The following is a 20,468-nucleotide window of genomic DNA, read 5'->3' on the forward strand; positions in this document are numbered from 1 at the left end:
GCTTCCGCGAGCCCGTGGACGAAGCCGCGCCGGACCGTGCGCGTCCTCGCCCGAGGGCCCGCGGAAGCCGCGCGGAAGGCTCAGCCGCCCGGAAGCCCCGCGGAAACCGCACGGAAACCGCACAGGAACGCGCGCCCCCGCCCGGAACTCACCGGACGCGCGGAGGGCTCACCCGCGAGCCGCGCGGGGGCCGGTCAGTGGCGGTGGAGCCGCGCGGTGGCGGGGTGGAGCGGATGCGCCGTGCACGCGAGGCGGTGCGGCGGGGAACCCGTGTGGGAACCCGTTCGGGGACCGCGCCACGGTCCACCGGTCCGATGAACCGACTTCTGTGGGCTCCCCGCTCTCCCGGGAGTGCTCCGCGTCGGTGACAATGAAGTAACAGACGCCAGTCCCCTTAAGGAGCACCTGTGACGGCCACGGACGCCCGCACCGACCGGACCAGCGGCCGCACGCGCCTCCTCCCCCCGCTGCCCACGCAGGCCGAGCGGGTCGCGGAGCTGCTCCGCGAGTCCCTCATCGACGGCGTGTACCCGCCGGGACAGCGCCTGTCGGAGGAGCGGCTGTGCGAGGAGCTCGGAGTATCCCGCAACACCCTGCGCGAGGCGTTCCGGCTGCTGGTGCGCGAGCGGCTGCTGGTGCACCAGATGCACCGGGGAGTGTTCGTCGGCCTGCCGACCAGCGAGGACGTCCGAGACCTGTTCAAGGCGCGCCGCTCCCTGGAGCTCCCCGCGCTGCGGGGCGCGGCGGACCCGGACGAGGAGGCGGTCCGGCTGGTCGGGGCGGCCGTGGACGAGGGCGAGGCCGCGCGCGGACGCGAGGACTGGTGGCGGATGGGGACGGCGAACATGCGTTTCCACCAGGCCGTGGCCGGTCTGGCCGGGAGCGCGCGGGTGAACGAGTTCATGAGCCAGGTGCTGGCCGAGACCCGGCTGGTGTTCCACGTGATGGACGCGCCCCGGGAGTTCCACGCTCCGTACCTGGACTGGAACCGCAGGATCCACACCCTGCTGGCCTCCGGGGACGCGTCCGGGGCGGCGGACGAGCTGACGACCTACCTGGAGACCTCCGAGAACCAGCTGGTCACCGCGTTCACCGCCATGGAACAGCAGCGGAACTGACCGCGGGGCGGGCGCCGGGACGGATCGGGCGGCGGCACAGGCCAGGGGTCGGGGACGGGTCGGGTCAGGAGGCGCCGTCCGCCTGGACGGACGTGACCGTGAGCTGGTCGCCGGGCACGTCCGGATCGGCGCAGCCGCGGCCCTGCGCCGCGACGAAGACCGACCCCGTGTTCCGGGGAGGGTAGACGCGCAGACCCCGGGTGTCGGTGGGGTCGCACTCGTCCTCGTCGTAGTCGGCGACCCGGGTGAACCCCACGGTGGCCGAGGCGGTGTCTCCCGGTCGGAGGGTCACGGCGGGACCCGGTCCGCCCTCGCGCGCGGCGGCGGCGCCGACCTGGTCGCCGTCCTCCTCGGTGACGTAGGAGACTCCGGGGTGGCCCCCGATCACGCACGGGGCGTCTGCGGTGTTGGTGAACTCCAGGGGCCGGTAGACCGTCCCGGCCGCTCCCTCGGCCCGCCCGAGAGCGACTTCCAGGTCGCCCGAGCCGCAGACGCTCGCGCTGTCCTCGGCCGTCCCGGTCGCCGCCGGCTCCGGTGCGGAGGTGGGGACCGCCGGGGCGCTCGGGGAGCCGTCGCCCCGGGGTGGCGCGGTGCTGGTGGGTTCGGTGGCCGCTCCGCCGCCGCTCGCGCCGCACCCCGCCAGAGCGAGTGTCACGGCGGCTCCCGCCGCGAGCGTGGTGACCGGGTACGCGCGTCCTCGTTGTCCGACCATGGGGCCCGCCCTACCCGGACGGGAGGAACCGACACACGGGTTTCGAGTTCGGCGAACGCGGAGGACCGCAGAACGTCCGGTTCCGTGGTCCCCGTGCCCTTCGTCGCGGGTGTTCGGTGTCGGGTCCGGTGCGGTCGCGCCGGACGTGCGACGCGTCCGCCCCCTCCTTCCCCGCAGCCGGACGGACCGCACCCCCGAACAGCGGGAACACCCCCTCGCCGGCCCTCCACCGGGGGGTGAAAGGCCCGCGCCGGAGGGCCGATCTACCTTGAGGACATGACGAAATACGCGTGGATGTACCGCCTCGGCCTCACCCCCTGGGAGCGCTACGGCGCCGCGGGCGGGGCGGCGCAGCTCGGCGCCCTGCTCGACCGCGAGACGCGGGAGCGTTCGACCGGCCCCGGCCGGGCGCTGGACATCGGCTGCGGACGCGGTCAGTTCACCCCCGAACTGGCCCGGCGCGGCTGGGAGGCGGTGGGCGTCGACATCGTGCCGGAGGCCGTCGAGGCCGCCCGCCGCAAGGGCCCGGCAGAGGTCGCCTACGTCGTCGGCGACGTGACCGGCCTCGAATCCTCCGGCCTGGGCGCCTTCGACCTCTTCCTCGACATCGGCTGCTTCCAGGGCCTGGATACCGACCAGCGGGCCGCGGAGGGGCGGGGAGTGACGGCCCTGGCCGCTCCGGGGGCCACCCTGCTGATGCTCGCCTTCGGCCCGTCCCGGTACCGGCGGCTCGTCGAGGGCGTCGCACAGGCGCAGATCGAGGCCGCGTTCCCGGGGTGGGAGCTCCTCACGGCCGAGGACGCGCGGACCAGCGGCCTGGGGTGGCCGATGAACCGGACCTCACCGCGGTGGTACCGCTTCCGCCGCACGACCGGCTGACGCGGACCCCGGCGACCGGGCCCCGGCCCGACCGGCGCGGTGCTTCCGCCGCCCCGGTTCCGGTGGGGGAAACCCCGATGGCGCGGATCCCCGAATGCCATGATGGACACCTCATGGAACTGAACGGACGCCCCGTCAGCACCGGGGAACTCGCGGGCCTGGCCCTGTACGGCTACGGCCACTTCACCACCATGCTCGTCACCGACCTGCGTGTCCGCGGCCTCGACCTGCACATGGACCGCCTGAGCCGCGACTGCCGCACCCTCTTCGGCGTCGAGCTCGACATCCCCCGGGTCCGCGAACTCGCGCGGCGCTCCGCGCGCGCCCACCTCTCCCCATCGGTGGTCCGCGTGACCGTCTTCGACCCCCACATGGACCTGGGCCACCCCTCCGCACGCCAGCTCCCGCAGATCCTCGTCAGCACCCGTCCCGCGCCGACGGACGCCTCCCCTCCCCCGGTCCGCCTGGGCACGCGCCGCTTCACCCGCGACACCCCGCAGATCAAGAGCACCGGCCTGTTCGGAGCGATCCGCCAGCGCCGCGCCGCCCAGTTGGACGGCTACGACGACGCGCTGTTCATGGGCGTGGACGGCCGCGTCTCGGAGGGCCCCACCTGGAACATCGGCTTCCTGGACGGCGGGGGCCTGGTCTGGCCGCAGGCCCCGTGCCTGCCGGGGGTGACCACGGCGCTGGTCAGCCGGGCCGCCGAGAACCTCGGCATCCCGGTGACCACCCGGCCGATCGCCTCGGCGGCCAGCACCCGCACGGCGGGCGCGTTCATCACCAACGCCACCACGGGCGTGCGGCAGGTGGCCGCCATCGACGGCGTCCACCTGCCGCAGGCCGCGCTGGTGCGCAAGTTCGCCGCCGCCTACGCGGAACTGCCGGGAGACCCCCTGTAGGGACCTCCGGAGCGCCCACGCTCCGCCGTGCCGCGCGCACGACGAGGCCGGGGCCGGGGGGAGTACGAGGCCGACGCCGCGCTAGGCGCGATCGGCGGGTTCGTGCTCCTGCGCGCGCCCGGGGGCACGGCCCGCGCGGCCGGGCCACCACACACGGGGCCCGACGTCCAGGGACAGCGCGGGCACCAGCACGGTCCGCACGAGCAGCGCGTCCACCAGTACACCGAAGGCCACCAGGAACGCCAGCTGGAGCAGGAACAGCAGCGGGATCACCGCCAGCGCCGCGAAGGTCACGGCCAGCACCACCCCGGCGGAGGTGATCACCCCGCCGGTGACGGTGAGCGCGCGCAGCACGCCCTCGCGGTGCCCGTGCAGCAGCGTCTCCTCACGCGCCCGGGACATGAGGAAGATGCTGTAGTCGATCCCCAGCGCCACCAGGAACACGAACGCGAACAGCGGCACCACCGGGTCCGCGCCGGGCAGGCCGAGCACGTGGTCGAACAGCAGCGTTCCCACGCCCAGCGCCGCGGCGAAGGACAGGACGTTCACGGCCATCAGCAGCAGCGGCGCCACCAGGGAGCGCAGCAGCGGGATGAGCACGAGGAAGACCACCACGAGCACCAGCGGCACCACGACCGCGAAGTCGCGCTGGGCGGTGTCCAGGGTGTCCAGGTCGGTGGCGCTCACCCCGCCGACCAGGGCGTCGGCGCCCTGGACGGAGTCCAGTTCGGCGCGCAGGTCGCGCACCGCGTCCACCGCCTCGGCCGACTCGGGGCCGACGGTGAGGACCACCTCGACCAGCACCCGTCCGTCCTCCACCAGGGGCGGCAGGTCGGCGCCGGGCGGACCGGGCTCGGTCACCGGCGCGGCCGCGTCCACGACGGGCAGGCGTTCGGCGGCCCGGACCACCTCGTCCAGGTGGTCGGCGTCGGCGACCACCAGGGCGGGGGCCGCGCTGGCGTCGGAGCCGAAGCCCCGGTCGAGCGCCTCCTGGGCCTCGACCGCCTCCACCTCGGTGCGGAAGACCTCGGCCTGGCCGGTGCCCCCGGCGTCGAACTGGGGCGCGAACACGGCCGCGGCGGCCAGGACGGCGGTGGTGACGATCCAGTACAGGCGCGGCCTGCGCGAGACGGTGGTCGCCAGGCGGCCCCAGAACCGGTGGCTGGCCACGACCTCGTCCAGGGTTCCGTCCGTACGGCCGCCGCTGTGCGGCGCCACGGGCCAGAAGGCGGCGCGTCCGCACAGGGCGAGCACGGCGGGCAGGAAGGTCATCGCCGAGAGCAGGGCCGCGACGACGCCGATGGCCACCACGGGACCGAGGCTGCGGGTGGAGGCCAGGTCGGCGGCGAGCAGGCAGAGCAGGCCGAGGATGACGGTTCCGCCGGAGGCCAGGACGGGCCCGGTCACGCCGCGCACGGCGGCCATGACGGCTTCGGGCACGCGGTCGCGGACGGCCAGTTCCTCGCGGTAGCGGGCCACGAGCAGCAGCGCGTAGTCGGTGCAGGCGCCCACGACCAGGATGAACAGGATGCCCTGGCTCTGCCCGTTGAGGCTGACCAGGCCGGTGTCGGCGGCCAGGTAGACCAGCGCGCCGGACAGGCCGAGCGCGAGGAGGCAGGCGAGGATGACCAGGACCGGCAGCAGCGGTGAGCGGTAGACGGCCACGAGGATGATCAGCACGGCGGTGATGGCCACGATCAGCAGCGTGGAGTCGATGCCGCCGAAGGCCGCGGCGAGGTCGGCCGCGAAACCGGCGGGGCCGGTGACCTGCACCTGGAGTCCCGACACGGGGTCGTCGGCCAGCACCGCGCGCAGGTCCTCGACCGCGTCGCCGGTGTCGGCGGCCGGGTCGAGCGGCACCACGAACTGGGCGACGGAGGGGTCCTCGGTCCCGGGGAAGGGGCCGACGACGGCTCCGGAGACCCAGGGCTCCTCACCCACGCGCTCGGCGACCGCGGCGACGTCGGCGAGTTCGCCCTCTCCGAGCGCCCCGCCCCCGCCGTCCCCGGCGTCCTCGCGCGAGTACACGACGACGGCCGGGACCGCCTCCTCGCGGTCGAACTCCTCGGCGATCTCACTGACCTCGGTGGACTCGGCGCCCACCGGCAGGAACGCGCCCGGGTCGTTGGTCTGCACCTCGCCGAGCCTGCCCAGGAACATGCCCAGGGGCCCGGCGCCCGCCAACCACACCAGGGCGACCAGCAGGGCCGCTCCGATCCACCAGCGCGACCGCCCGGCAGGTGGTCTGCCGTTGTCCTTGTCCACGTTCGGGATCCCTCTCACACCGACAGCTTGCTCGAAATTAAAGCATCTCGCTTTTCAAGTTACTTTCGGGCACGACCCTACCCCAGTCCGCTCCCGCCATGCGTCGGCCCCCGTCCGGCGGCGACGTGTCCCCCGTCACCGTTTCTCCGGTGGCGCGGCCGGGCGCGCTTCCATCCGGACGCGCTTCTGGTCGGGCACCCCTGGGAAGCCCTCCCCCGGTGACGCGCTCCCAGGCGGGCACCTGCGGACAGGGCACCCCCTCGGCGGCGGTACGGGCGCGAACGCCGTCGGCCCCGGTCCGCGCGGACCGGGGCCGGGGAGCCGGGCGTCAGCGGCGCGCGTGCGCCTCCCGCGGTGCTGTCCGTTCCGAAGCCGCCCGTTCCGCGGCCGCGACGATGTTGCTGGCCATGGCACCGAACACGAACCCGTGGAAGGGGGTGACGGCCTTCCAGTACAGGTGCCCCAGCAGACCGCGCGGGTGGAAGAGCGCGCGCTGGCGGTAGACCGTGCGTCCGCGCACGCGCGCCACGCCCAGTTCGAGCCAGGCCGGTCCGGGCAGGCGCATCTCCGCCCGCAGCCGCAGCAGCTGGCCGGGGACGACCTCCTCCACCCGCCAGAAGTCCAGGGAGTCGCCCACCCGCAGCCGCTCCGGGTCGCGCCGCCCCCTGCGCAGGCCCACCCCGCCCACGGCCAGGTCGATCCAGCCGCGCGCGGCCCAGGCCAGGGGCCAGGAGTACCAGCCGTGTTCGCCGCCGATCCCCTCGACGACCCTCCACACCGCCTCCGTTCCGGCGTCGACGTACCGCGCGCGCACGTCGGTGTAGAGGCTGCCGCCCGCCCAGGCGGGGTCGCTCGGCAGGGGGTCGGACGGGGCGCTCGGCCAGGCGGCCGAGGACCAGCGGGTGTCCACGCGCGACTCGTCGACGCGGCGCAGGGCCAGCTCCACGGCCCGGTCGAAGCCGATCCGCTCGTGGTCGTCCAGCAGTTCGGACAGGTCGTCCTCGCCGACCACCGCGTCGTGGCGCAGCGACTCCACCAGCGGCCGGGCGATCGCGGGCGGTACCGGCGTGACCAGGCCGACCCACAGGCTGGACAGGCCCGGCGAGAGCACGGGGACGGGGACGATCAGCCTCCGGGCGATCCCCGCCGCCCCGGCGAAGCGCTGGATCATCTGGGCGTAGGAGAGCACCTCCGGGCCGCCGATGTCGAAGGTCCGGTTGGTCCCCTCCGGGAGTTCGGCGCACCCCACCAGCAGCCGCAGCACGTCGCGCACCGCGATCGGCTGGACGCGGCTGCGCACCCACCGGGGCGTGGTCATCACCGGCAGGCGCTCGGTGAGGTGGCGCAGCATCTCGAAGGAGGCCGAGCCGGAGCCGAGGATCACCGCGGCGCGCAGCACGGCGGTGGGCACGCCGGACTCCAGCAGGATCCGGCCGACCTCCTCGCGCGAGGCCATGTGCGCCGACAGGCCGCCCCCGTGCGGCGCGAGGCCGCCCAGGTAGACCAGGCGGGTCGTGCCCGCCTCCCGCGCCGCGCGGGCGACGTTGCGGGCGGCCCGGGCGTCGGTGCCCGCGAAGTCGCGCCCGCCCGCCATCGAGTGGACCAGGTAGTAGGCGGTGTCGGTACCCGCGAACGCCTCGGCCAGACCCTCGCCGCTCACCACGTCGCCCCGGACCACCTCCACGCGGTCGCGCCAGGGCTGGTCGCGCAGCTTGTCCGGGGTGCGCGCCAGACAGCGGACGCGGTACCCGGCCGCGAGCAGCTCGGGCACCAGACGTCCGCCGATGTAGCCGGTGGCCCCGGTGACCAGGACGGACGGCCTCATCCGGTCGCACCGGCCACGCCGTGGCGGCGCTCGCGCCGCCGCGCGCGCCTGCGGCGGTACGGGTTGTCCTCGGGCAGGCCGCCGCTGACCCGGCCGTACATGCCGAAGGTCATCACCATGATCCCGACGACGAAGCTGAAGATGACGTTGGGCATGGAGAAGGCCAGGATGTTGGGCCCCGCGCCCATCAGGTAGAGGTTCACGAGTCCGCTGGCCACGAAGCCTACCCCCACCACCGTGCAGACGGTGGAGGCGAACGAGCCGCCCAGGACGGAGGCGCCCAGCAGCAGTGAGCCGATCGCGACGGACAGGAAGCTCAGCGCGCCGTTGGTGGACAGGCCCGCGACGACCTCCCCCTGGGTGTCGAAGAGCGGGAGCCTGACCACCAGCCCCGCGATGCCGAAGCCCATGAGTACGAGTCCGGTGAGTCCGGCGCCGACACGGTGGACCACGCTGAGACGGCGGTCGGCCGGACGCCTGGTGTCCAGATCCATGGTGCTGCCCCTTCCGGTGTTCTCCCAGCTAGAGTTCTACGCGTGTGGTGCGCGACACAAGACGCACCGCTTTCGCAACGCTTGGGGCGCCATGGCCGACGCACTGACCCCGGGGGCGACCGCGCGTCTGCTCGGGGTCTCGCCCTCCACGCTGCGCAGCTGGGACCGGCGCTACGGCGTGGGGCCGCGCGAGCGCAGTCCGGGCGGGCACCGCCGCTACTCGCCCGCCGACGTGGCGCGTCTGCGCGAGCTGTGCCGCCTGGTCGGTGAGGGCCTGTCGCCCGCCTCGGCGGCGGAGTGCGTGCTGGTCCCGGCTCGCGGGGGTCCGGCGCCCGATCCAGCCCCGCCGCGCGTTCCCCGGCCGCGGGGCGCGGGGGTGCCACGGGTGGGCGGAGGCGCCGAGGAGGAGGAACCGGGGACCGGGCAGGAGGGTCCGCGGGACTTCCGGAAGGGCTCGGGAGCCAGCGGGGAGGACGCGGGCAGCGCCCAACCGGGCGCGAAAGCTCCCGGGAGGGGTGCGCGGCCCCGCTGGCGCCCCGGCGGGGACACCCTGCCGCTGGTTCCGGCCGGGCCCACCCTCCAGGGGATCGCCCGCGCCGCCATGCGCATGGACGCCGAACTCGTGGAGCGCCTGCTGGAGGAGGCCCTGGACGAGTACGGCGTGGTGGCGGCCTGGGAGGACCTGGCGATGCCGCTGCTGTACGGGATGGGCCGCAAGTGGGAGGACACCCGGCGCTACGTGGAGGTGGAGCACCTTCTGTCGTGGTGCGTGTCCTCGGCGCTGCGCCGCGTGGCCGCCCCCGGGGACGCGGACCCGGCGGGCCGCCCCACGGTCCTGGCCTGCGGCCCCGGCCAGATGCACAGTCTCCCGATGGAGGCGCTGGCCGCCGCGCTGCGCGAACGGGGCGTGCCGCGCCGGGTGCTGGGGCCGTGCACGCCCGTGGTGGCGACGGTGCGGGCGGTGCGCCGCACGGGTCCGCGCGCGGTGGTCCTGTGGTCCCACGCCGGAGACGCCGACGACGTCGCGGCGCTGCGGGCGGCGGTGCGCGCGGCGGCGGGGTCGGCGCAGGCCACGGCCGTGTACACGGCCGGGCCGGGCTGGCGGTCGCTGGGCGCGGCGCCGGGGCTGGCCGCCGGGCACCTGGGCTCGCTCACCGACGCCGTGCGGGCCCTGGCCCCCGGCTGAGGCTCCTCGCACCGACCCCGCGCAGCGCGTACCACGCCTGGTCCAGGCTGGTCAGCGACATGGCCGCGACCGGTGTGCTCAGGCCCATCGCCAGTTCCCGGGGCAGGCGCGAGCCACCGTCCAGGAAGGCCAGCACGTCCCCGAGGCGGTTGGCCGCGAACAGCCCGGCGAAGAACTCCGCTCCCCGCACCCGCCCCGTGTCCAGGGCCCGCAGCATGACCGCGTCCATCGCCAGGTGGCGGCGGCGGTGGGGCACCGGCGGTACCGGGGCCCGCCCCTGGGCCAGCGCCCGCGCCACGGCGGCCGTCTGGCGCCGCACACCGCTGAACGTGTACCCGGTCGAGGGCCGGGTGGCGCCGCCCGCCGTCCCCACCCGGAACACGCGCCGCCCCGCGCGGGGGCGGAACCGCGCGTCGGTCATCGGGATGACGCCCTGCTCGGCCGCGGTCACCTCCACGTCCCCCAGCCCGAGCAGGCCGCAGTAGTCCTCGAGCGCGCGCTCGTACTCGGGGGTCGTGAGCGCCTCGCGCCCGAACTCGGTGTACTCCACCAGCGCCTCGCGCGGCGACAGCGGCAGCACGTAGCCGAAGGCCACGCCGTTGGCCGGCTGGGGAGGGCGCAGGTCCATGAGCACGGCCGAGGCGGGGTCGAAGGCGTCGTCGGGCGTGCGCACGAACCAGCCGCGGAAGTGCTGGAGCAGGTGCGTGCGCCCGCGCGGGGCGGGCCGGGGCGGACGCGAGTCGAACACCCATGAGGCGGTCAGCTCCCGCTCCCCTCCCCCGGGGCCTCCGGGGCAGGTGCCCCGTACCACGGCGTGCTCGACGCCGTCGACGACCTCGGTGACCAGCACCGGAAGCTGGTCCACGTGTTCACCGGCCGAAGCGCGCACATGCGCGTCCACGTCGGCCGACCGCAGCATCTTGTACACGTAGGGCGCCGCCGGGGAGTCGTGGACGGCCCCGTCCGGCCCCACCACGGACAGGTCCCTCCAGCGGGCGGCCAGCAGGTGGTCCCACGGCCCGCCGTCGGGCTCCCAGAAGCACCAGGTGCGGGGCGGAGGGGTGTGCGGCCCGGGGGGCGGTTCCACCAGGGCGACCCGCAGCGGTCGGCCACGTCGGTCATTGACCCCGCGAAGCTGGTGGGTCAGGGTGAGCCCAGCGGCTCCCCCGCCGATGATCGCCACGTCGTAGTCGGCCATGCCCCCAGCATGCACGGGAAGGGCCCCGCCCGCACGCGAACACCCCCCGGGAGGAGAACGTGGACACCACGACGCACGCCATGAAGGACGGCGCGGTCACCGACGAGTTCGACCACGCCGCCGGAGCCTACGACCGGCTCGTGGCCGCCAACCCCGGCTACCACGCGCACCTGCGGGTCTCCGCCAGGCGGCTGGGCCTGCCCTGGGACGGCACGGGGCTGCGCCTGCTCGACCTGGGGTGCGGCACGGGCGCCTCCACCGCCGCCCTGCTGCGCGCCCTGCCCCGGGCCCGGATCGCGGCCGTGGACGCCTCGCCCGGAATGCTGGAGGCGGCCCGCGCCAAGCGGTGGCCGGAGTCCGTCTCCTTCCACCGGGCCAGGGCCGAGGACCTGACCCCCGAGTGGGCCCGGAGGCATGTGGGGGGTCCGGTGGACGCGGTGTTCGGCGCCTACCTCATCCGCAACTGCCCCGACCCCGACGCCCTGCTCGCGTCCGTGCGCGCGCTGCTCAAACCCGGCGGACGCGTCGTCCTGCACGAGTACTCCGTGGCCGACTCGGTGTCGGCGCAGGCGGTGTGGTCGGCGGTGTGCTGGGGGGTGGTGATTCCGGCGGGCAAGGCGCTGACCGGCCGGACGGACCTGTTCCGCTACCTGTGGCGCAGCGTTCTGGAGTTCGACGGCCGAGACGCGCTGCTGGAGCGGATGCGCCGCGCGGGCCTGGAGTCGGTGGCCAGCGCGCCGCTGCCGGGCTGGCAGTACGGGGTCACGCACACGTTCGTGGGACGGCGCCCGAACGGCGCCCCGGTCCACACTCCGGGGGGCCGCGTTGACGAGCGCTGACGGCGGAGGGCGCCCCGGGACGCGCCCCGCCTCCGACGGGTCCGGCCGTCCCCCCGGCGCCCGCGACCCCCGGGCCGAGGCCGTCCCGCCCGCCCCGCCGACCGGCCCCGCGACCGGCGGAAGGCCCCGCGTCGTCGTGGTCGGCGGCGGCATCGCCGGGCTGGCGGCGGCCTGCGCACTGGCCGAGCGGGACGTGGACGTGACGGTGCTGGAGCGCGAACCCTCACTCGGGGGGCGGCTGCGCGGCTGGTCCACGACGCTCTCCGACGGTTCGCCCGCGACCATGACCCGCGGGTTCCACGCGTTCTTCCGGCAGTACTACAACCTGCGCGCCCTGCTGCGCCGCGGCGACCCCGGGCTCGGCGCGCTGGTGCCGCTCACGGACTACCCGCTGGTGCACCGGGACGGGCCGCGCGACCGCTTCTCGGGTCTGCCCGCGACCCCGCCGTGGAACGCGGCCGTCCTGGCGGCGACCAGCCCGAGCTTCCCGGCGCGCGACATGGCGCGGGTCAACCTGCCCGCGGCCCTGCAACTGCTCGACGTGGACGTGCCCGGCGTGTACGAGCGGCTCGACCACCTCAGCGCCCGCGACCTGCTGGACGCGGTGCGCTTCCCGCCCACGGCACGGCACCTGGCCTTCGAGGTGTTCACCCGCAGCTTCTTCGCCGACCCCGGCGTGCTGTCGGCCGCCGAACTCGCGCTGATGTTCCACGTGTACTTCCTCGGCTCGTCCGAGGGTCTGGTGTTCGACGTACCCGGCTCGCCGTTCCCGCAGGCGCTGTGGGACCCCCTGGAGCGCTACCTGGCCAAGCGCGGGGTCCGGCTGCGGACCGGTGTGCGGGTCGGGGAGGTGGGCCGGGCGCGAGAGGGCGAGGAGACGGGGAGCCGGTTCACGCTGCGCGGGCGCACGGCCGGGGGCGAGGTCTTCGAGGAGGGCGCGGACGCCGTGGTGCTCGCCGCCGACCCCGCCGGAACCCGCGACCTGGTGGCGGCCTCGCCGGAACTGGGCGCACCGGAACCGGGCGGAGCGGACTGGCGCGACCGGATGGCCCGGATCCGCACGGCTCCCCCGTTCCTGGTGTCGCGCTACTGGCTGGACCGGCCCGTGCGCCCGCACCGGCCCGCCTTCCTGGGCACGGCGGGCTACCCCACCCTGGACAACATCAGCGTGCTGGAACGGTACGAGGACGAGGCCCGCGAGTGGACCCGGCGCACCGGCGGGTCGGTGGTGGAACTGCACGCCTACGCGCTGGAGGAGGGGTGCGGTCCCGATCACGAGCGGCACCGGCTCTGGGAACAGGCCGGGTCCGTCTATCCGGAGCTGCGCCGGGCCCGCGCGGTGGACGCCCGGCACGAGCTGCGCGCGGACTGTCCGCTGTTCGCCCCCGGCAGCCACCGGGACCGGTGCGGGGTGACCACGCCCGACCCGTTCGTGACGGTGGCGGGTGACCACGTGCGCACCGACCTGCCCGTGGCCCTCATGGAACGCGCCGCCACCAGCGGCCTGCTCGCGGCCAACGCCCTGCTGTCGCGGTGGGGGCGGCCGGGGCACACGGTGTGGACCGTGCCCCGGCGGGGGCGGTCGGCGCCGTTGCGGGCGCTCGCCCGGTGGTCGAGGAGGTCCTAGCGGCCCTGGCCGTTGCGACGGGTCAGCCGGGCCAGCGGCCGGTGCTCCTGAGCAGGTACCGGCGCTCCGCGTAGTCCAGGTCGTCCTTCCACAGGCGCCGGGCGGCCATCCGCATCACGGGGCGCACGACCGGCCCCGCCAGCTTGCGGGCCAGCAGGAAGCCGATCCGCTCCGAGCTGGCCACGGTCGCCTCGATGACCGCCGTGCGCGGCACGCCCTTGTCGTCCACGCCCAGCGGGGTGGCGTGCGTCTCCACCACGCTGCCCAAGCCCTCCCCCTCGATGATGCGCATGACCACCGTGCGCGGGTCCGGGCAGCGGAACTCCGCGCGCACCGGCACGCCCCACCGGCCCGCCACCCGGAACCCCACGTCCACCACCATGCGGTCCGGATCGGGGTCGGCTCCCTTGGGCACCTCGGTCACCTTCAGCCCCACAAACGAGTAGGGGTGGAACCACGAACCGTGCCAGGGGTCGAGCCGGTTGGCCACCACGTCCTCGGGTTCGCACCGCCCCGCCAGGCTCTCCACCGCCACCAGGCTCCCGGGCAGCGCGGGGCGCTCGGGGACCACCGGCTCGTCCAGGGGCTCCTCACCGCCCTCCCGGTCCAGGCGCACCCACACCAGGACGCCGTCGTCGTGCACCGGGTAGGGGTCCCACCCCGGGAAGCCGCCGCCGTCCAGCGACAACCCGTGCCACCGGCACACCAGGCGCCCGGAGTCCACCGCGCCCCGGCACAGCGGCGCGCCCAGGTGCGGGCAGGCACCCGGCCCCGCGTGCGCGGTCCCGTCCGGGGTGCGCCAGGCCACCAGCTCGGTCCCGGCCACGACGCGCCCGAACGGCCGGTCCGTGCGGACCTCGCTGCTCGCTGCCAGCACGAACCAGTTCCCCGAGGGCCGGGCGAGCGCGCGTTTGAGCGCCGACCCGATGACGGAGGGCGAGCCCTCCCGCCAGGTCGGCTCCTGCTTCTTCCACGTGGTGGCGGGCATGCGGCGCAGGGGAAGCCGCCGCGGTCGCGGGTCGGGCAGTGTCACGGGGTCCTCCAGGTACGTCGGTCGAGGGGTCGGGGACGGACCGCGCCTCCTCAGCCTGTCCGCGGGCGCGGCACCCGGCCGCGCAGGGAGCGCGCGATCAGCGACCGCGCGAGGGCGGGTACGGCGGCGGCCGCCTTACGGGTGTCCGAGACGCGGTGCCGGACGCTCCACACGTCGTAGTCGGCCGCACGCACCTCGTCCAGGATCGCGCGGTAGAGCCGGAAGGCGGTGGCGACACACGGGCGCGCCACGGGGGAGAGCATCGCGATGCCCGGTTCGGCCCGCCGGTAGAAGCCCTGGTTGACCTCCACCAGGTCGGCGAGGGCCTCCCTCACGCGCGGGTGCTGTTCCCGGGCCCGCGCGCACTGCTCCAGCAGCTCGCGGTCCACGCCGTGCGCGGCCAGCGCCTCCTCCGGCAGGTAGACGCGGCCGCGCCGCAGGTCCTCGGCCACGTCCCTCAGGAAGTTGGTCAGCTGGAAGGCCTCGCCCAGCGCGGCGGCGTGCGGGGCCGCCTCCTCGCGCGGCGCCACCGTGCCCAGGACCGGCAGCACCTGGAGGCCGATCACCGCGGCCGAGCCGTGCATGTACTCGCGCAGGTGCTCCAGGTCGCGGTAGCCGGTCACGGTCAGGTCCATGCGCATGGAGGCCATGAACGCGGTGAAGTAGGCGTGCGGCAGCGCGTACCGGTGGACCGTGTGCGCCAGGGCGGACAGCACCGGCGCCGCCTCGGGGTCCCGGGCGGGTTCCCCGTCCAGGACCCGGGCCAGGTCGGCGTCGATGACGTCCAGGCGGGCGGTCTGGTCCGCCACCGTGGTGCCCGGCGACGGCTCGTCGACGATGTCGTCCACCCACCGCGCGAAGCCGTACAGGGCGTGCACCCCGGGCCGGTGCTCGGGCGGCAGCACCCGTGTGGCCGTGTAGTAGGTGCGCCCGTGGTGGGCGTGCAGGGCCCGGCACCTGAGGTAGGCCTCCCGCAGCGGCCCGTCGGTGATCCCGGCCGCGTCGAGTTCGGCGGCTCCCCCGTTCATCCGACCCCTCCGGTTCTGCGGACCACCTCGGCCGCGGCGAGCTTTCCCGAGATCAGCACGGTCGGCACGCCGACCCCGGGTGTGGTCCCGCACCCGGCCAGGACGGCGTTGGAGGTGCCGGGGACGGTGTTGCGCGGGCGGAACGGCCCCGTCTGGGCGAAGGTGTGCGACAGCGAGAAGGGTGTGCCGTGCGCGAGTCCCTGCCGTGCCCAGTCCGCCGGGGTGACCAGGTGCTCGGCCCTCACGGAGGCGTCCAGCCCCTCCAGCCCGCGCTCCTCCAGGGTCCCGACCAGGCGGTCCCGGTAGCGCGGCCCCTCCCGGTCCCAGTCGATGCGGCCCGCCGCCAGGTTGGGCGCGGGGGCGAGCACGTACAGCAGGTGGCGTCCCTCCGGGGCCAGCGACGGGTCGGTCAGGGTGGGCTGGGTGACCAGCAGGGAGGGGTCGCTCATGGTGCGGCCCTCACGGATGATCTCGGTGAACGTGCGCTGCCACGCGGCGCCGAAGGAGATGGTGTGGTGGCCCAGCCGCTCCCAGGTGCGGTCGGTGCCCAGGTGCAGCACGACCGCCGAGGGCGAGTAGCGCGCGGCCACGGGGCGCCGGGGCGTGTGGCCGAGCAGCCGGTGGGCGGCGGGCAGGTCCGCGGTGAGCACCACCTGGTCGCAGGCCAGGCGCTCCCCGTCCGCGGTGACGACGGCGCTGACGCGGTCGCCCGCGCGTTCCAGGCGCGCGACCTCCTGGCCGTAGCGGACGGCTCCCCCGGCCTTGGTGACCGCGCCCGCGAGGGCGTCGCCCAGGGCGCGCATCCCTCCCCTGGGGAAGTACACCCCGGCGACGGTGTCCATGTAGGCGATGACGGCGTAGGCGGCCAGGGCGCTCTCCGGCGCCACCCCCGCGTACAGCGACTGGAAGGAGAAGATCCGGCGCAGCCGCTCGTCGCGCACGTGGCGGCCCACGGCCGGAGCCAGCCTGCCGAAGCCGCCCATCGCGGCCAGCCGGAACAGGTCGGGGCGGACCAGGTCCAGCGGGGACCGGAACCGGGCGTCGATGAACGAGCGCATCTCCACCCGGTACAGCCGGGTGAGCCAGTCGCGCAGCCGCAGGTAGCCGTCGGCCTCGCGCTGCCCGGCCACCCGGGCGACCTCGGCGGCCATCGCCTCGCGCTCGGTGTGCACGTCGATCACCGAGCCGTCGGCGAAGGAGGCGCGGTAGGCGGGGCTGAGGGGCACCAGGTCCAGCCGGTCGGCCACGGTCTCGCCGACCGCCCCCAGCGCCTCGTCCAGGAGTTCGGGCATGGTGAGCACCGTGGGGCCGGTGTCGATCTGGAAGCCGTCCAGGTCGAGCCGCCCCGCGCGACCGCCCGGATGCGCCTCGCGCTCGACCACGACGACCTCGCGCCCCGCGCCCAGCAGGTGCAGGGCGCAGGCCAGACCGGACAGGCCGGCGCCCACGACGACCACGGGACCGCGTCCGCGCGACCCGGGTCCGGGCCGGTGCGGAGCCGACGGCTCGGGGATCTCCTCAGGCACGGTGGTGCTCCTCTCCGGTGTTGCGGATACCTTCCCCGCCTGGCCGGTCACACACGGTCACGCGCGATCCGGGAGGCCAGGCCGCCCAGCCCCTCCAGCACGTGGGCTGGCGCGTCGAGCCCCTCCAGGTGCGCCCGGCCCCGTTCGGCGAGCTCACGGCACCTGGCTCCGACCAGGTCGCGTGCGCCGAGGCGGTCCAGCGCGTCGGCCGCCTCCGCGGGGTCCACGTCCTCGCCGGGCAGGCCGATCCGGTCGAGCAGCCGCAGCGCGGCGTCGTCCCCGCGCTCGCGGGCCAGGCGGGTGCCGATCACGAGCAGCAGCGTGCACTTGCCCTCGCGGATGTCCTCGCCCACGGGTTTGCCGGTCCGGGAGCTGTCCCCGTAGACGCCGAGCAGGTCGTCCCTGAGCTGGAAGGCGATGCCCACGTCCCGGCCGTAGCCGCGCAGGGCCCCCACCGCCGCCGGGTCGGCCCCGGCCATCGCCGCGCCCAGGTGCAGGGGGCGTTCGACGCTGTAGGAGGCCGTCTTGAGCAGGTCCACACGCAGGGCGGCCTCCTCCGAGCGCTCCCGGCGCGCCTGGGCGCGCACGTCGAGGAACTGTCCGGCCATGATCTCGGTGCGCAGGTCCCGCCACACGGCCCGCGCCCGGACGGGCTCGGGCACGCCCGGCAGGGCCTCGTTGAGCATGTCGTCGGCCCAGACGAGGGCCAGGTCGCCCACGAGGACCGCCAGCGCCTCCCCGTAGCGGCGGGAGTCGCCGACGTGGCCGTCCCGCTCGTGTTCGAGGGCGTGCGCGGCGTGCACCGAGGGGCGGCCCCGGCGGGTCGGCGAGCCGTCCATGACGTCGTCGTGGACGAGCGCGCAGGTCTGGACGAGTTCGACCGCGGCGCAGGCCTGGCGGGCGGCGCGGGCCGTCTCCCCCGAGGGGGCGCCTCCGCCCGCGAGCCACCCCCACCAGGCGAGCAGGGGCCGCATCCGTTTGCCGCCGCCCAGGGTGAAGCGGACGGTCGTGCCGGCCAGGTCCCGGCCGAAATCTCCGTCGAGGTCCTCCGAGTCGCGGAGCCTGCGCTCCAGGTAGTCCTTGAGGGACGCCTCCAGGGCGGAGCGCTCGTCGGCGTCTTCGGCGTCCGGCGGGCGCGGGTGCCTGTGGGTGTTCAGGATGGGATTGACGGTGTCCTCCCCGGGTAGCATCCGAACAATGCGACTCGGTTTCCATGAATCTTGGCAACCGAAATACTTCCCCCTCTGCGAGGGTCAAACCCTTCGCTGGTGGAGGGGTGCGCCTCCCGGAGAGGGTTCGCGTGTCCCGGTGGCGCTTAGAATTCCAGGAACGGCCGGAGCCACCGGCCACGAGTGCGAGAGAGGAACCATGGACACCGCGTCGGCCGCATCCTCTCCCCCCGACTTCGAGGGGTCCGCGGCCGCGGATCCCGAGGTCAGGTCGCGGGCCGAACTCTACGACGCGTTGCAGACCGACGGGCAGCGACTCGCCGTACGGCTCATCCGCATGCTGCACCGGATGGCGGAGCGCTCGGGAATGAACCCGACCGACTTCCAGTGCTACACGCTGCTGCGCGTGGGCGGTTCCATGACACCGGGCGAGATCGCCGACAGCCTGTGCCTGTCCACCGGTTCGGTGACCGGGGTGATCGACCGGCTGGAGGCGCACGGCCTGGCCGAGCGCACCCGCCACCCCGAGGACCGGCGCAAGGTCGCCGTCCGGCTGACCGACGACGCCGCGCGCGTGGGCCCCGCCACCGCGCCCGGGATGCGCGAGGCGATGACGGCCGCGCACGCGGACTACTCGCTGGAGGAGCTGTCCACGATCACGGACTGGCTGGACCGGGTCGGCACGGCTCTGGACCGGCTGTCCGCGAAGACGGAGCCGTGAGGCCGAAGGGGCGGCGGTCGCGGCCGTGAGCATGGCACCCGCAGGGGACGAGGGGAGCGAGGGTGACTTCTCCTACCCCGATACGTGCGGACATATGCAGTCATGTGTCCAGTCAGGGCCCATGGCACCGCAAGGGATATTTCGCCGCTCGTAGGACAACACTCCACGATTGTGCGGTTGCTTCACGAAAAGGCTTCTGGCACCTACCATCCCACGGGACATGTCCGTGGGCCGGTGCCCGCACCGGTCCGTCATCCCCCGACCAGGGAAAGCGACCCTCCGGGGCTGGGAAGGAGCCAGCATCTCATCCCTACGCGAGTACATCCGAGAACACACCAACCCCACGGTCTTCGGGGTTTCCGGGGTCGTGATCCTCGCCTTCGTCATCGTCGGCATCGTGGCCACCGAGCCGATGCTCGACGCGGCCACCGCCACGCGCGACTGGATAGGTGAGAAGCTGGGCTGGGTCTACGTCCTGTCCACCACCTTCTTCCTGGTGATGGCGGTCTTCCTCATGCTGAGCCGGTTCGGGAAGATCCGGCTGGGCCCGGCCGACTCCAGGCCCGAGTTCGGGACGCTGGCCTGGTTCGCCATGCTGTTCACCACCGGCATGGGCATCGGCCTGGTGTTCTGGGGGGTGTCGGAACCCATCCACCACCTCACCTCGCCGCGCTCGGCCGAGTTCGTCACCCCCGAGGGTGAACCGCCCCCGCCCGAGGCGGCGAGCGAGGCGCTGGCCCTGAGCTACTTCCACTGGAGCTTCCACCCCTGGGCCATCTACATCGCGCTCGGCCTGTCGCTGGGCTACTTCGCCTTCCGCAAGGGCCTGCCCCTGCGCCCGGCCTCCGCGCTCTACCCCCTCCTGGGCGACCGGGCTTTCGGCTGGCCCGGGAACGTCGTGGACATCCTCGCCATCTTCGGCACGATCTTCGGCCTGGCCACCTCGCTGGGCCTGGGCACCCTCCAGATCAACGGCGGGCTCAACCACGTCTTCGGCATCCCCTCCAACGCCACCGTGCAGTCGGTCATCATCATCCTCATCACCGCGGTCGCGCTGGCCAGCGTGCTCTCCGGCATCGACAAGGGCATCCGCCGCCTGTCGATGATCAACCTGTGGCTGGCCTTCCTGCTGCTGGTGGTCGTCTTCGCCCTGGGCCCCAAGCTGTGGATCGCCAGCATCATGACCACCGGCACGGGCGAGTACCTGAGCAACATCGTCGAGTGGAGCCTGGCCTTCCCGAGCCCGCTCATCGACGAGACGGCGGCGGCCTGGACCACCGCGTGGCCCATCTTCTACTGGGGCTGGTGGATCTCCTGGGCCCCGTTCGTGGGCATCTTCCTGGCCCGTATCTCCTACGGCCGCACCATCCGCGAGTTCGTCATCGGGGCGCTGTTCGCCCCCGTCGCCGTGTCCATCCTGTGGTTCGGGGTGTTCGGCGGCTCCGGCCTGTACTACGAACTGTTCGGGAACGCCGGACTGAGCGCGCTGAGCGAGGAGGACCGGTCCTTCCGCCTCGTGGAGCTGCTGCCCGGAGGGCCGCTCATCGGCGGCATCATCTCCGTCCTGCTGATCATCGTGGTGGCGGTCTTCTTCATCACCTCCTCCGACTCCGGCTCGCTGGTGGTGGACACGCTCGCCAGCGGCGGGAGCCTCAAGCCGGTCAAGGCCCAGCGCGCCTTCTGGGCGATCAGCGAGGGCGCGGTCACCCTGATCCTGCTGGTGCTGGGCGGGGAGAACGCCCTGTCGGCGCTCCAGGCCGCGTCGGTGGTCACCGGACTGCCCTTCGCGATCATCCTGCTGCTCATGGTGTGGGGCCTGATCAAGGGGCTGTCGGAGGAGCCCAGGCCCGGAGGCCCCCGGGAGCAGCGCGCCGAGGACCGCCCCCGGTCCGGCCGGTCCCCGGAGAAGCAGGCGAGCGACTAGTTTCCCGTCAGCACGAGGAAAG

Annotated in this window: 17 protein-coding genes; 8 read left to right on the forward strand and 9 right to left on the reverse strand. The window is 74.6% G+C overall.

Annotated features, from left to right (window positions below; all coding sequences use genetic code 11):
- Positions 1-407: 407 nt before the first annotated feature.
- Positions 408-1,118: a GntR family transcriptional regulator gene (locus NDAS_RS17630; RefSeq protein WP_013154568.1), complete on the forward strand. Its 711-nt coding sequence runs from the start codon at positions 408-410 to the stop codon at positions 1,116-1,118.
- A gap of 64 nt (positions 1,119-1,182) precedes the next feature.
- Here the strand turns inward: NDAS_RS17630 and NDAS_RS17635 are convergent, their stop codons facing one another.
- Positions 1,183-1,773 (reverse strand): DUF4232 domain-containing protein, encoded by a 591-nt coding sequence (locus NDAS_RS17635; RefSeq protein ID WP_126624998.1) that lies wholly within the window; start codon positions 1,771-1,773, stop codon positions 1,183-1,185.
- A 351-nt stretch (positions 1,774-2,124) separates the two neighbouring features.
- On the opposite strand from NDAS_RS17635, the gene NDAS_RS17640 reads away from it, so the two are divergent.
- Together NDAS_RS17640 and NDAS_RS17645 are read left to right on the forward strand one after the other, a co-directional pair.
- A complete protein-coding gene (locus NDAS_RS17640; RefSeq protein WP_019607955.1) occupies positions 2,125-2,709 on the forward strand; it encodes a class I SAM-dependent methyltransferase in 585 nt (194 codons plus the stop codon).
- Between the two features lie 113 nt (positions 2,710-2,822).
- Positions 2,823-3,611 carry an aminotransferase class IV family protein gene (locus tag NDAS_RS17645; protein WP_013154571.1) on the forward strand — a complete coding sequence of 263 codons (789 nt, stop codon included), beginning with the start codon at positions 2,823-2,825 and terminating at the stop codon, positions 3,609-3,611.
- Positions 3,612-3,692: 81 nt separating this feature from the next.
- Here the strand turns inward: NDAS_RS17645 and NDAS_RS17650 are convergent, their stop codons facing one another.
- The 3 genes from NDAS_RS17650 to NDAS_RS17660 form a co-directional block, all read right to left on the reverse strand.
- Entirely contained in the window at positions 3,693-5,876 is a 2,184-nt protein-coding gene (locus NDAS_RS17650) for an MMPL family transporter (RefSeq protein ID WP_013154572.1), read from the reverse strand.
- A 328-nt stretch (positions 5,877-6,204) separates the two neighbouring features.
- Positions 6,205-7,701: an SDR family oxidoreductase gene (locus NDAS_RS17655; RefSeq protein WP_013154573.1), complete on the reverse strand. Its 1,497-nt coding sequence runs from the start codon at positions 7,699-7,701 to the stop codon at positions 6,205-6,207.
- On the reverse strand, positions 7,698-8,195 hold the full coding sequence (locus tag NDAS_RS17660; protein ID WP_013154574.1) for a DUF4383 domain-containing protein: 498 nt from the start codon (positions 8,193-8,195) through the stop codon (positions 7,698-7,700). The genes NDAS_RS17655 and NDAS_RS17660 overlap by 4 nt, the downstream gene beginning before the upstream one ends.
- Before the next feature lie 91 nt (positions 8,196-8,286).
- Here NDAS_RS17660 and NDAS_RS17665 point away from each other — a divergent pair, with 91 nt between their 5' ends.
- Positions 8,287-9,381 carry a MerR family transcriptional regulator gene (locus NDAS_RS17665; RefSeq protein ID WP_041552840.1) on the forward strand — a complete coding sequence of 365 codons (1,095 nt, stop codon included), beginning with the start codon at positions 8,287-8,289 and terminating at the stop codon, positions 9,379-9,381.
- On the opposite strand, the gene NDAS_RS17670 is transcribed toward NDAS_RS17665, so the two are convergent.
- Complete coding sequence (locus NDAS_RS17670; RefSeq protein ID WP_013154576.1) at positions 9,347-10,579, reverse strand: lycopene cyclase family protein; 1,233 nt, start codon at positions 10,577-10,579, stop codon at positions 9,347-9,349. The genes NDAS_RS17665 and NDAS_RS17670 overlap by 35 nt on opposite strands.
- A 59-nt stretch (positions 10,580-10,638) precedes the next feature.
- Here NDAS_RS17670 and NDAS_RS17675 point away from each other — a divergent pair, with 59 nt between their 5' ends.
- Positions 10,639-11,418 (forward strand): class I SAM-dependent methyltransferase, encoded by a 780-nt coding sequence (locus NDAS_RS17675; RefSeq protein WP_013154577.1) that lies wholly within the window; start codon positions 10,639-10,641, stop codon positions 11,416-11,418.
- Positions 11,405-13,045, forward strand: a complete 1,641-nt coding sequence (locus NDAS_RS17680; protein WP_013154578.1) for an FAD-dependent oxidoreductase — start codon at positions 11,405-11,407, stop codon at positions 13,043-13,045. The genes NDAS_RS17675 and NDAS_RS17680 overlap by 14 nt, the downstream gene beginning before the upstream one ends.
- A gap of 22 nt (positions 13,046-13,067) precedes the next feature.
- Here the strand turns inward: NDAS_RS17680 and NDAS_RS17685 are convergent, their stop codons facing one another.
- The 4 genes from NDAS_RS17685 to NDAS_RS17700 all read right to left on the reverse strand — a co-directional run bounded on the left by NDAS_RS17685 (position 13,068) and on the right by NDAS_RS17700 (position 17,822).
- Positions 13,068-14,078: a DUF5914 domain-containing protein gene (locus NDAS_RS17685; protein WP_013154579.1), complete on the reverse strand. Its 1,011-nt coding sequence runs from the start codon at positions 14,076-14,078 to the stop codon at positions 13,068-13,070.
- Positions 14,079-14,128: 50 nt separating this feature from the next.
- Complete coding sequence (locus NDAS_RS17690) at positions 14,129-15,106, reverse strand: phytoene/squalene synthase family protein (protein WP_013154580.1); 978 nt, start codon at positions 15,104-15,106, stop codon at positions 14,129-14,131.
- On the reverse strand, positions 15,103-16,563 hold the full coding sequence (gene crtI, locus NDAS_RS17695) for a phytoene desaturase family protein (protein WP_041553224.1): 1,461 nt from the start codon (positions 16,561-16,563) through the stop codon (positions 15,103-15,105). Before crtI ends, NDAS_RS17690 begins: the two co-directional genes overlap by 4 nt.
- Before the next feature lie 116 nt (positions 16,564-16,679).
- A complete protein-coding gene (locus NDAS_RS17700) occupies positions 16,680-17,822 on the reverse strand; it encodes a polyprenyl synthetase family protein (RefSeq protein WP_013154582.1) in 1,143 nt (380 codons plus the stop codon).
- 178 nt (positions 17,823-18,000) lie between these two features.
- Between NDAS_RS17700 and NDAS_RS17705 the strand changes: the two genes are divergently transcribed.
- Positions 18,001-18,522 (forward strand): MarR family winged helix-turn-helix transcriptional regulator, encoded by a 522-nt coding sequence (locus NDAS_RS17705; RefSeq protein ID WP_013154583.1) that lies wholly within the window; start codon positions 18,001-18,003, stop codon positions 18,520-18,522.
- 367 nt (positions 18,523-18,889) lie between these two features.
- Positions 18,890-20,446, forward strand: coding sequence for a BCCT family transporter (locus NDAS_RS17710; RefSeq protein WP_041552841.1), 1,557 nt, complete (start codon positions 18,890-18,892; stop codon positions 20,444-20,446).
- Positions 20,447-20,468: the final 22 nt, after the last annotated feature.

The organism is Nocardiopsis dassonvillei subsp. dassonvillei DSM 43111 (genome assembly GCF_000092985.1).
Taxonomy (GTDB): domain Bacteria; phylum Actinomycetota; class Actinomycetes; order Streptosporangiales; family Streptosporangiaceae; genus Nocardiopsis; species Nocardiopsis dassonvillei.

Bases quoted from the DNA above. Each gene is read 5' to 3' on its own strand.
- NDAS_RS17640 (WP_019607955.1), top strand. From the start codon at position 2,125: ATGTACCGCCTCGGCCTCACCCCCTGGGAGCGCTACGGCGCCGCGGGC.
- NDAS_RS17645 (WP_013154571.1), top strand. From the start codon at position 2,823: ATGGAACTGAACGGACGCCCCGTCAGCACCGGGGAACTCGCGGGCCTG.
- NDAS_RS17655 (WP_013154573.1), bottom strand. From the start codon at position 7,701: ATGAGGCCGTCCGTCCTGGTCACCGGGGCCACCGGCTACATCGGCGGA.
- NDAS_RS17660 (WP_013154574.1), bottom strand. From the start codon at position 8,195: ATGGATCTGGACACCAGGCGTCCGGCCGACCGCCGTCTCAGCGTGGTC.
- NDAS_RS17665 (WP_041552840.1), top strand. From the start codon at position 8,287: ATGGCCGACGCACTGACCCCGGGGGCGACCGCGCGTCTGCTCGGGGTC.
- NDAS_RS17670 (WP_013154576.1), bottom strand. From the start codon at position 10,579: ATGGCCGACTACGACGTGGCGATCATCGGCGGGGGAGCCGCTGGGCTC.
- NDAS_RS17690 (WP_013154580.1), bottom strand. From the start codon at position 15,106: ATGAACGGGGGAGCCGCCGAACTCGACGCGGCCGGGATCACCGACGGG.
- NDAS_RS17700 (WP_013154582.1), bottom strand. From the start codon at position 17,822: ATGCTACCCGGGGAGGACACCGTCAATCCCATCCTGAACACCCACAGG.
- NDAS_RS17705 (WP_013154583.1), top strand. From the start codon at position 18,001: ATGGACACCGCGTCGGCCGCATCCTCTCCCCCCGACTTCGAGGGGTCC.